General features: G+C 43.3%; 10 protein-coding genes, 1 tRNA gene and 2 pseudogenes. 7 read left to right on the forward strand and 6 right to left on the reverse strand.

All coding sequences use genetic code 11. The annotated features are described in order from the left end of the window. Positions 1-600: hypothetical protein (locus H6F92_RS14730; RefSeq protein WP_199308230.1), on the reverse strand; the 600-nt coding region annotated here is incomplete at its 3' end. A gap of 360 nt (positions 601-960) precedes the next feature. Here H6F92_RS14730 and H6F92_RS14735 point away from each other — a divergent pair. Together H6F92_RS14735 and H6F92_RS14740 are read left to right on the forward strand one after the other, a co-directional pair. Beyond that, positions 961-1,158 (forward strand): annotated as a pseudogene (locus H6F92_RS14735) (hypothetical protein); the annotation flags it as partial. Further along, the gene (locus tag H6F92_RS14740) at positions 1,158-1,970 is read left to right on the forward strand and encodes an urease accessory protein UreD (protein WP_190358511.1); all 813 of its coding nucleotides are present in this window, start codon (positions 1,158-1,160) and stop codon (positions 1,968-1,970) included. The pseudogene H6F92_RS14735 and the gene H6F92_RS14740, both read left to right, overlap by 1 nt. Positions 1,971-1,990: 20 nt before the next feature. On the opposite strand, the gene ispE is transcribed toward H6F92_RS14740, so the two are convergent. After that, complete coding sequence (ispE, locus tag H6F92_RS14745) at positions 1,991-2,932, reverse strand: 4-(cytidine 5'-diphospho)-2-C-methyl-D-erythritol kinase (RefSeq protein ID WP_190358512.1); 942 nt, start codon at positions 2,930-2,932, stop codon at positions 1,991-1,993. A 17-nt stretch (positions 2,933-2,949) separates the two neighbouring features. Beyond that, complete coding sequence (gene rsmA, locus H6F92_RS14750; protein WP_190358513.1) at positions 2,950-3,756, reverse strand: 16S rRNA (adenine(1518)-N(6)/adenine(1519)-N(6))-dimethyltransferase RsmA; 807 nt, start codon at positions 3,754-3,756, stop codon at positions 2,950-2,952. Between the two features lie 124 nt (positions 3,757-3,880). On the opposite strand from rsmA, the gene crcB (H6F92_RS14755) reads away from it, so the two are divergent. Together crcB (H6F92_RS14755) and crcB (H6F92_RS14760) are read left to right on the forward strand one after the other, a co-directional pair. Further along, the gene (gene crcB / locus H6F92_RS14755; RefSeq protein ID WP_190358514.1) at positions 3,881-4,270 is read left to right on the forward strand and encodes a fluoride efflux transporter CrcB; all 390 of its coding nucleotides are present in this window, start codon (positions 3,881-3,883) and stop codon (positions 4,268-4,270) included. A 145-nt stretch (positions 4,271-4,415) separates the two neighbouring features. Continuing rightward, positions 4,416-4,820, forward strand: coding sequence for a fluoride efflux transporter CrcB (gene crcB, locus H6F92_RS14760; RefSeq protein ID WP_190358515.1), 405 nt, complete (start codon positions 4,416-4,418; stop codon positions 4,818-4,820). A 208-nt stretch (positions 4,821-5,028) separates the two neighbouring features. Here the strand turns inward: crcB (H6F92_RS14760) and H6F92_RS27060 are convergent. Continuing rightward, positions 5,029-5,112 (reverse strand): annotated as a pseudogene (locus H6F92_RS27060) (dihydroflavonol 4-reductase); the annotation flags it as partial. A 215-nt stretch (positions 5,113-5,327) separates the two neighbouring features. Between H6F92_RS27060 and H6F92_RS14765 the strand changes: the two are divergent. Further along, positions 5,328-7,862 (forward strand): glycogen/starch/alpha-glucan phosphorylase, encoded by a 2,535-nt coding sequence (locus H6F92_RS14765; protein ID WP_190358516.1) that lies wholly within the window; start codon positions 5,328-5,330, stop codon positions 7,860-7,862. 83 nt (positions 7,863-7,945) lie between these two features. Here the strand turns inward: H6F92_RS14765 and H6F92_RS14770 are convergent. Further along, a tRNA-Asp gene (locus H6F92_RS14770) sits at positions 7,946-8,019 on the reverse strand. A 356-nt stretch (positions 8,020-8,375) separates the two neighbouring features. On the opposite strand from H6F92_RS14770, the gene H6F92_RS14775 reads away from it, so the two are divergent. After that, positions 8,376-8,591 carry a hypothetical protein gene (locus tag H6F92_RS14775; RefSeq protein WP_002737387.1) on the forward strand — a complete coding sequence of 72 codons (216 nt, stop codon included), beginning with the start codon at positions 8,376-8,378 and terminating at the stop codon, positions 8,589-8,591. Positions 8,592-8,614: 23 nt separating this feature from the next. Further along, a complete protein-coding gene (locus H6F92_RS14780) occupies positions 8,615-9,127 on the forward strand; it encodes a TolB family protein (protein WP_190358517.1) in 513 nt (170 codons plus the stop codon). 7 nt (positions 9,128-9,134) lie between these two features. Here H6F92_RS14780 and H6F92_RS14785 read toward each other — a convergent pair whose 3' ends face one another. After that, on the reverse strand, positions 9,135-10,478 hold the full coding sequence (locus H6F92_RS14785; RefSeq protein WP_190358518.1) for a DUF3370 domain-containing protein: 1,344 nt from the start codon (positions 10,476-10,478) through the stop codon (positions 9,135-9,137). Between the last annotated feature and the right edge of the window lie 280 nt (positions 10,479-10,758).

The following is a 10,758-nucleotide window of genomic DNA, read 5'->3' on the forward strand; positions in this document are numbered from 1 at the left end:
GATGTAATAGTAGCCGTAGTTGTAGGTTTCGTTGTAGTTGTAGTAACCGTATTCGTCGGTGTACTTGTACTGTCCACTATAGTAGCCTAGAGAATTGTCCCCATAACCATAACCTTGATAGAAGTCTCCGTTGCCGTAGTAGTAGGTGTAGCTGAAGTAGATGTCGTTGTTGCCACCACCGGTATCAGCCGAGTAGTAGTTATCGAAGTAGGAGTCACTGTTACTATAGGAGGAGTTGTAGGCATAGCCATATTCCGACCCTAATCCTGAATAACCTCCATAGGAGTATATGTTATAGGTGGTTGAGTAACTGGGCGAACCGACTCCATCATAGTCCCCACCGCCATCATAGTAGCTGCTGACGTAGATGTTGGTGTTACTGCCACTATAACCGAGGTCATAACCATAGTTATAGACGGAATTGATGTAATAGTAGCCGTAGTTGTAGGTTTCGTTGTAGTTGTAGTAACCGTATTCGTCGGTGTACTTGTACTGTCCACTATAGTAGCCTAGGGAACTGTCTCCATAACCGTAACCCGTATAGGAGTCCCCGTTGCCGTAGTTGTAGGTGTAGCTGAAGTAGATGTCGTTACCAGCCATATATTAAATCCTCACCAGATAATGAGAAAAGAAAGTTATCAAACAAGAGATGCCGAGCGTTTTTTTCTACTAGCCAGACGCTCCGAATCTCAGAGGGGACAGAGGACTATTTAGGGTTTGAATTAGGTTAGGGACAATTTTCCTCACCCCTCGTCCTATCCTACACCAAATATTAAATGGTAGTCTTTAAGATTTATGAAGGTTATGCTGAAAAAGCTGGAAATGCCTATAGGAAAAAGGTTTCGACTCAATAAAGTCTAGAAGAAAGGCACAAAAAAGGGTAACTGCCGAGGCTGACGGGGTGACAAGCAGATTGAAAGTGAGACAATAGACTTCAACCTCGTTGTCACCCCTTCGGCCAGTTTAGTTATTCGGGTGACGAAACCCCATCTGGTTTATCAAAAATTCCAGCTAAAAAATCCTCTCTTGGTCGGCAAAAAAGCAAAAAGTGAATATTTTTTACTGATGAGGGATCAAGAACAGCAAACAGAAGTTAAAATTAATCTCAGTCCCGAAAATTATCGGCAATTTCTAGAAACCATGACCGAGGATCAATAATGTGGCAGGGAAACCTAGAGCTAATTTACACGCAAAAAAATCTCGCAACCCAGATTAATCACCTCTATGCTACCGCCCCTTTAAAAGTACAAAGACCTTTTTATCCCGAAGGAAAAAATCTTTGTCATACGGTGATTTTACACACGGCGGGGGGAATAGTTGGGGGTGATGTTCTTCAACAAAAAATTCATCTCCAAGCCGCTACTAATGCCCTGATTACCACTGCTTCTGCCGGAAAAGTTTACCAGAGTAATGGTCAGATGGCACAGCAATTAATCGAGATTAAAATCGATGACAATGCCAGTTTAGAATGGCTACCCCAAGAAACAATTATCTTTAATGGGGCGGTATTTCGCCAACATTTACGAGTGGATTTAGGGGAAAATAGCAGTTGGTTGGGATGGGAAATTACCCGTTTTGGTCGCAGTGCGCGAGGCGAGAAATTTTTAGCGGGAGAATGGCATTCTAATTGGGAAATTTGGCGATCTGGACAACCTTTATGGCTCGATCGATCCTTCCTGTTGGGTGGTAAAATGATCGAGGGATTTTCCGGTTTAAATGATAGCGCCCTGATCGGTACTTTAGTTTATATCGGTCAACCGGTGGGCAGAAATTTAATCGAGAAAGTGAGAGATTTTTCCCTAGAAGGAGAGATGGGAGTTACTAGCACTTTAGGAGATGGTCTTTTATGTCGTTATCGGGGTAATTCTAGCGGTGAAGTGCGACAATGGTTTCAGCAGGTTTGGCAAATTTTAAGGCGAGAAATGAGCGATCGAGAGGCAATTATTCCGCGAGTTTGGTTATCGTGGTAAAGGCATTCAAGTGACTTTTTTCAAGTCACTTGAATGCCTGTATCGGTGATTGGAGCTATCCAAAATTGTAGATCGGGAGCGACGAGAATTTCCCGGGCCTCTTTAACGATAGTTTCCGCCACTTCCTGAGATGAACAGAGAGTAAAAACCGTCGGGCCAGAGCCTGACATCATCGTTCCCAAGCCGCCTAAATCCCCTAGAACCTGTCTTAACTCGGCTACGAGGGGAAATTCGGGTAAAACCACCTTTTCGAGGTCATTATGGATAAATTTGCCGATAGCGGCCGGTTTTTTCTGGGCGATCGCTTGTACCAAAGCCCCAGAACTCACCTGCTGACGACGGTGATGGAATTCCTCTGGAGAAGACAGATAGGTATCCTGAAATTTTTGCCGATAGCTTTGGTAGGCCCAGGGTGTAGAAACGGATAAATGATCGTATTTAGCTAAAATCACCCATAATCCAGTCAGAGGAGCGATAGGATCGAGAATTTCTCCCCTTCCCGTACAGATAACCGTTCCTCCTGTCACACAAAAGGAAGTATCGGATCCCAATCTTGCCGCTAAAGTTTCTAATTCCGGACGGGTTAAGCCTAATTCCCAGATTAAATCGATGCCGACTAACACCGCCGCTGCGTTGGTGGAACCCCCCGCTAAACCGGCAGCCACGGGAATATATTTCTCGATGGTGATATCGATGCCGCCGTAATTGGCAAAGACGCGGGGGAATTCCTTCGCCATCAAAGTGGCAGCCCGATGGGCGAGATTACTGCTATCTTGGGGGACGAGGGGATGAGAGCAAAAGAGGCGGAATTCCTGCAATCCGTTCGGCCGGAGCGTGATGCGATCGCATAATGCCACCGTCTGCATCACCATGACTAACTCGTGGAAACCATCAGGGCGATCGCCAACGATTTCTAGATATAAATTAATTTTAGCGGGGGCTAGAAGGGTATAACTGTGCATTTGTCAAGAAAAAAAATCTAAAATTTTGGCAATTGATCTAATTTTTCCGCCAAGTCAATCCATTGCGATAAACTGAGATCTTCGGCGCGAGCGAGGGGATTAATCTCTAATTGTGTCAGGATTTGGCTTAATCGATCGCTATCCAGACAATTTTTTAGATTATTGCGTAACATTTTGCGCCGGTTGGCAAAACCCCAGCTAATTAAAGTGGACAAAAAGGCTGGATTACTGACATTATTCGGCAAAACACGGGGTAAAAGCTGAATTACCGCCGAATCCACCTGGGGAGGTGGGGAAAAGGCCCGCCGGGGGACATCACAAATCCATTGACAATCGGCAAGGTATTGAATGCGGACGCTGAGAGCGCTGTAAGCTTTGGTGGAGGGGACAGCGACTAATCTTTCGGCGACTTCTTTCTGGACTAAGAGGGTAATACTCTGGTAAGGGGGGGTGAAGGGATGGGCGATCGAACCGAGCAGCTTTTCGAGAATCGGACCGGTGATATTATAGGGGATATTAGCCACTACCTTATTAACTGGCGGCAGTTGCTCGGGTTTAAGGCTAAGAAAGTCGCCAGGTATGAGATGAAAGTTATCTTGTTGGCCAAATTTTTTATTTAAAATTGTCCATAGATCTCGATCGATTTCTACAGCGACAACCAATTGAGCGCCATCGAGAAGACGACGGGTTAAAATGCCTGTACCCGGGCCGATTTCTAATACCCGATCCTCTGATTGTAAATTAGCGGCTCCGATGATGCGATCGAGTATCGATTCATCTTTTAACCAATGTTGTCCAAAACGTTTACGCGGTTGAATTTTCATACCTCTATTTTAAAATCAGAGGGTTGTCCTCGACAATAACACCCCTGAAAATATGGGCAATGCGATCGATAACCGCATCAATTATCATAGAGCCTAGGCAAAGATAGCAAAAAAATTAGAGACAATGTCAGATTTGAACGATGTTTTCGCAATTGTAGCCGGAGCGGTTCCGGGGGCGTTATCTCGTTATCATATTACCGAATGGACAAAAGCAAAATTCGGCTTGCGCTTTCCATCTGGAACCTTTATTATTAATTTAACTGGCTGTCTAGCTATCGGCTTTTTTGGGGCTATTTTACCCAGTTTTCCCTTTTATTCCCACCAACTAGATTTAATGGTTAGAACGGGATTTTTAGGAGCTTATACCACCTTTTCTACCTATAGTTTAGATATCCTGCTCCTCTGGCGCAATCAACAAAATTTTCTCAGTCTTTTTTTTGCCGTTGCTAGTATCATTTTCGGATTGATTGCCGTGAGAATTGGGGCAGCTATTGCCCAATTTTTTCTAGGTTAAGTAGGTAGGCGTTAAAAACTATCAGATGCCCCCCTTATTAAGGGGGGATTAAGGGGGGATCGAACCTAAAATCCATTTTAAATTTAATTATAACCAGCTACTTAATTCTCCAATTTATTGACTATTGAAGGGCAGGAGAGACAGCATGAATTTTTTCAGGGGACGTTATAGTTTATTCGTGGCGATTGGGGCTATTTTTGGGGCTTTGAGTCGTTTTTATATCGGAGAATTAATTACAAGTATCTTCGGTCAAGAATGGGGATTTTTAGGAACATTTTTTGTCAATATTTCTGGTTGTTTAATTATTGCCTATATTTTTACTATGGTTAAGGAAAATATCCGTATAATTGCCCCAGAATTAGGATTGATGATTGCCACGGGTTTTTGTGGTTCCTATACAACTTTTTCTACCTATAGTTTAGAGGTTAACAAGTTTTTAGAGCGGGGAAACGTGACTTTCGGCTTAATTTACTGGTTGGGCAGTGTTCTTGGGGGGATGATGGCGCTTAAAATTGGAGTTACTTTAGCAAGAACAGGTTTTCCTAGATGAGTTATTAAATAGATTTTGCGTCTGATCCCCCCTGCCCCTAGGGTTGATTCATAGTAGGGTTGATTCATGAATCAACCCTACTACCTTGATAAGGGGGGTGTCTGACAACTTTTAACACCTAACTACTTAAGCATCTCAGCACAATTGAGAGCATCTTTTTCCTCTCCCACGCATTCCTAGCAAGTAATGTCTCCATTGGTTTGAAACCAACTGCCTTCGAGGAATCGTAGTACATGGACTGTTTTGACATTTTCACGCCCTCAAGGGGTATAGAGGGGGATTTTCCCAAGATTATCGCCCCGATAAAACCCTTTCCACCCGTCACAAAATCACCCATTGTTCAAACTTTACCCTGTTTTCACTTCCTATCGGTAACTGAAATTTAATCACCTTAACTTTATTATTACTATACCTTAAATCTTAGTCAAGATTTAAGCTTTTTTTGATAAAATTTGAGTACAGATTATTTTAGACTAAGAGCAGTCAATTTTTAGTAAAAACACTCCCATGAATCCATCTCCAGAGTCAACTTTTGTTTGTCCGATTATCATCGAAGACGACAGAACAGGATTAGACACAGAAACTATCCGACGGGCTTTAAGGGATAATTTACTCTATATTCAAGGTAAATTACCGGAATTAGCCAGCAAAAACGATCTTTACATGGCCTTAGCTTATACCATCCGCGATCGTTTATTGCAGCGTTGGTTAACCACCCAACAAACCTATCTAAAAAAAGATGTCAGAACCGTTTGTTATCTCTCGGCCGAATTTTTAGTCGGTCCCCATTTGGCCAATAATTTAATCAATCTCGGTATCTACGAACAGGTGGAGAAAGCTGTCAGCGAATCGGGATTAAAACTAGAAGAATTAATTGCCCAGGAAGAAGAACCGGGGTTAGGAAATGGTGGTTTAGGTCGTTTAGCTGCCTGTTATCTAGATTCCCTTTCTACCCTAGAAATTCCGGCTATTGGTTACGGTATTCGCTACGAATTTGGTATCTTTGATCAAGAAATTCACGACGGTTGGCAGGTGGAAATAACCGATAAGTGGTTACAGTATGGAAATCCCTGGGAAATTGCCCGACCAGAAGCGGGAGTAGAGGTAAAATTTGGCGGTTATACCGAATCCTATACCGACGAAAATGGTAATTATCGCAGTCGTTGGATTCCCGATTATGTAGTCAAAGGAATTCCCTACGATACCCCAATTCTCGGCTATCGAGTGAACACCGCTAATACCATGCGTCTATGGAAATCAGAAGCTTGTGAATCTTTTGATTTTGGTCGCTTTAATCGTGGCGATTATTATGGTGCGGTGGATAATAAAGTTCACTCGGAAAATATCAGTAAAGTTCTCTATCCTAACGATGAACCAATTCAAGGCAAAGAACTACGTTTAGAACAGCAATATTTCTTTGTTTCCTGTTCTCTACAGGATCTAATTCGTATTCACTTATATGAGAACCCCAGTCTCGATAATTTTCATCAAAAATGGTCAGTACAATTGAATGATACTCACCCTTCCGTCGGGGTAGCCGAGTTAATGCGCTTGTTAATTGACGTGCATCATTTCGATTGGGATAAAGCTTGGTTTATTACTCAAAATACCTTCGCCTATACCAATCATACTCTTTTGCCAGAAGCTTTAGAAAAATGGCCTTTGAGTATTTTTGGTCGTCTTTTGCCCCGATTAATGGAAATTATCTACGAAATTAACTATCGTTTCTTGGAGAAAATTCGCATTATTTATCCCCAGGATGACGGCAAAATGTCCCGTTTATCTATAATCGATGAAAGCGGCGAAAAATACGTCCGTATGGCTCACCTCGCCTGTGTGGGTTCCCAGGCAATTAATGGGGTGGCAGCCCTGCATACAGAATTACTAAAAAGAGATGTTCTGCGCGATTTCTATGAACTCTTTCCCGAAAAGTTTAGCAATAAAACCAATGGAGTTACTCCCCGTCGCTGGATAGTTTCTAGTAATCCCCGCTTAACTTTTGCCATTACCGAAAAAATCGGCGAAAATTGGATTAAACATCTGGAGGATTTACGCGGTTTAGAAAACTATGTGGATGATGGGGGATTTCGGGACTCTTGGCGACGAATTAAATACGATATTAAGGCAGATTTAGCCAATTATATCGATAAAAAAGTCGGCATTAAAGTTGATCCTAGTACCCTCTTTGATGTGCAGGTAAAACGCATTCACGAATATAAACGGCAACATCTCAACGTTTTACATATCGTCACTCTCTATCATCGCCTCAAAAATAATCCCAATCTTGATATTACCCCCCGTACCTTTATTTTTGGTGGTAAGGCAGCCCCGGGTTATTTTATGGCAAAATTAATCATTAAATTGATTAATTCTGTGGCAGAAGTGATTGATAATGATCCGACGATTGGAGGACGTTTAAAAGTGGTTTTCCTGCCCGATTATAATGTCACCTTCGGTCAACGGGTTTATCCAGCTGCCGACTTGTCCGAACAGATTTCCACCGCAGGGAAAGAAGCTTCGGGAACTGGTAATATGAAATTCTCCATGAATGGGGCCTTAACTATCGGCACTCTCGATGGGGCAAATATCGAAATTCGTGAAGAGGTGGGGGCGGAAAATTTCTTTCTTTTTGGCTTGACAACTGAGGAAGTTTATGCTAAGAAAGCCGCTGGTTATAATCCCCAAGAATACTATTACCATAACGAAGAATTGCGGGCAGTATTAGACCTCATTGGTTCGGGATTTTTTAGCCGGGGTGATAGTAGTTTATTCCGCCCGCTTGTGGATAATCTTATCTACAATGATCCCTATATGTTACTGGCCGATTATCAATCCTATATCGACTGTCAGGAAGGAGTCGGTCACGCTTATAAAGATCAAGAACATTGGAGTCGCTTAGCGATTCTTAATGTAGCCCGCATGGGAAAATTCTCTAGCGATCGATCGATTCGGGAATACTGCGAGGAAATCTGGCGGGTACAACCGGTAAAGATTGAATTACCCGATTATACTCAAGCTAATGCCGGTTTATCGGTAAATTAGAACCAATCTAGGCAGTGGGAGCCTGTTTTTATCCTACTGCCCACAGGATAACGAGTCATGGGCGACTCTAATCTAGATTTTTACGGGATTGACGGGGCTCGAACCCGCAACTTCCGCCGTGACAGGGCGGTGCTCTAACCAATTGAACTACAATCCCATTTTTGCGACAATTCTAATTGTAGCTTCATCATCAGGGTTATGTCAAGCACTTCTAGGAAAATTTTTTTGAGAGAGAGGGAATTATGAATTATGAATGATGAATTATGAAGTGGGGAGAGGAGGAATTATGAATTGGGGAGTGGGGGGAGACCACTGCGAGCCGTTGCGGGGGGAGAGGGGAGTGGGGAGAATAAATAAAAATAATCTCCGGCCTCCTGCCGACCGCCTGATCTCAACAAGCAATTTAAATTACGAACAGCTTATCAATCCTGAATTAAAGCCAAAAAATCCCCAATTAGGGACCGGACCCTCTTTACAATGGGATTGTAATTAAGCTTGTTGGGAGCCTGAGCTATGACTAACCCGAATTCGATCGAACAGCTATCGCAGGAATTACTCGATCTAGACCAAGTAGATGCCGATACCGGGGCAGATTTGCGGCAAAAAGCCCAAGAAATCCTCGCTGAAACCAGTATTGACCTGCCGATTCGAGAAGCGATCGCCGATAGTCTCAGTCAAGGCAATCAACTACTTACCCTCAAAACCGTCGGCAAGGAAGAAAGTTACTAGCACATTTGGGGTCAAAAGTCAAGATGAAAGAAAAAAATTTTTTTGTCTGGCTGGGGCGATTTTTGGCCTCTTTTGGGCTGTTATCGGGGATAAGTGGCTGTAATTCCCCTCTTTTGATCACTCCTCAAGTTCCCGTCGGTGGTTTAAATAGTTTTGCTCCCGATCAATTCCCCAGTTATAGTGCTGATGGTCGCTATTTAGCCTTCGCTTCCGATCGCTCCGGTCGTCGTAGTATATATTTATTCGATCTGCAAGAAAAGCGCCTAGTTAATCTTCCTAACCTAAATCGTGGCGATTCTAGCCAAGATCAGCCATCTCTGAATGCTGACGGTCGTTTAATTGCCTATATCTCCAGCGAACGCGGTAAAAGTGATGTCATGGTTTATGATCGTTCCCAGTCCCGTGCAACCCTGTTAACCGCTAACCTGCGAGGAAGCGTCCGCAATCCCACCATTAGCGGTGATGGTCGCCAAATTGCCTTTGAAACCAACCAAGACGGTCAATGGAATATTGCGATCGTTAACGGCCAATTTTAAACTTGTTCTACTCGGTCTTAATCGTTAAAACCTGCGGAGGAGTAGCATCTGGTGGATATAAGAAATTTACCTGTACTACACGCCAATCCCCCGGAGGAATAGTCAGACTCACTAAAGATTGCCCCTCTTGTCCGCGTCTTTGGACGAGATGGAAAAATCTGCTTTGTGCCTGTCCTTGGTCATCGCTATAATTGACGGCTACTGTTCCCCGAAAAAACACTTGTGGGGCAGCCGGATCGAGAAAACGCAAACCCGGCCCAATAACATTCTCTTTAATCGGTGTTTCTAGCGCAATAGTCACTGTTTTCGCCTCATCACTTCGATTAAATAGAGGTAAACTTAACCTATATTCCACACCGTAATTACCATGAGCTTGATAGGCCGTATCGGGATAGCGAACTAACATACTAGCACTTTGATTTTGTTCCGTTCCCAATTTGCCCCCGGGTAGGGTGCTAATCCCATAGGCTATAGATTGACCAGAATCAGGAATATTTAACCATAAAGAAGCTCGATCGACCAATCGGGCTGGCCAAGCTGAACCTTGGGACACCCCCGCTACCCGTCCATAAATTATCTGTCCTTGACTATGGGGAGGAGTGGGCGCTCGATCCCGCGGAGTCGATAAATTGCCTTTTTCTAGCAAATTTTGCCACTCTGTCAGATTTGGTGGTCTTTCCTGCCCATTTTCGTCTAAGGGTGCATAAAGAGCTAAACTAGCAGCGTAGAGAAGACCGTCACTTTCCAGACGGAGATAAGTGGACCTACCGTTTAAAGGGGGAGTCAAATCGCGCACGGGAATCGCCGCATTTAAGACCATAAAACTCTCCCCCGCCGGAATAATAATCCTATCGGGAAAAATATCCTGACGCTGCCCCATTAAAATATCCCCCATTACCCGACTTCCTGGACCTGCAAAAACTGTCCCCTGATTATTTTCCACTTGTGCGGGTAAATCGATAAAAGCTGCATCCGGTTGACTCAAATAACTAGCTCCTTGCAGAATTTTAACGGTCACGGGATTAGAACTAGGATTGTGGAGTAATATACCCAGATAAAGGCTGCGTAAATTATCGGGAAAACTCCCCCTCGCTATATGGTGGGCAAAAATATCAAAGCGTCCCTGAAAAGCATAATTTAAATGGGCCGAGGGGAAACTTTTCTCTTGGGGGGGAAAAGTCGAAAGCAAAATCCCTTCTCCTAGCAATAATTCGGGACTATTACTATTAAAAACGGGAACTTGATCTAGTTGATTCGGTAAAGGACGCAGCTGCGCCGGTCGAATTATTTCTACACTAGGGGGAGTTTGGGCAATGGGTAGTAAAAAAGGTAACATCACACAAATTACCATCTCAAGATAATTATTTTTTGATCATAGCATTACTGGCTCGCTCCATTTAGATAGTATTCTGTTTGTCCATATCTAGAGGATTGGTTAATATTTCTTTGGGGTGTTAGCCGACCTTTTTAGTTAAGTAGTTGGTTATATAGCAATTCTTGGAGCTATGAGGTACAATGGAAAGCAAATAGACAAATAATAGAACTTACCAGCTTCCTATGAGACCCTATTCCGTAGATTTTCGCCAAAAAATTATCGATGTCTGGAAGAAAGAAAAAATTTCCATTCGAGG

Origin of the sequence: Microcystis wesenbergii FACHB-1317, assembly GCF_014696875.1 — a bacterium.
GTDB lineage: Bacteria > Cyanobacteriota > Cyanobacteriia > Cyanobacteriales > Microcystaceae > Microcystis > Microcystis wesenbergii_A.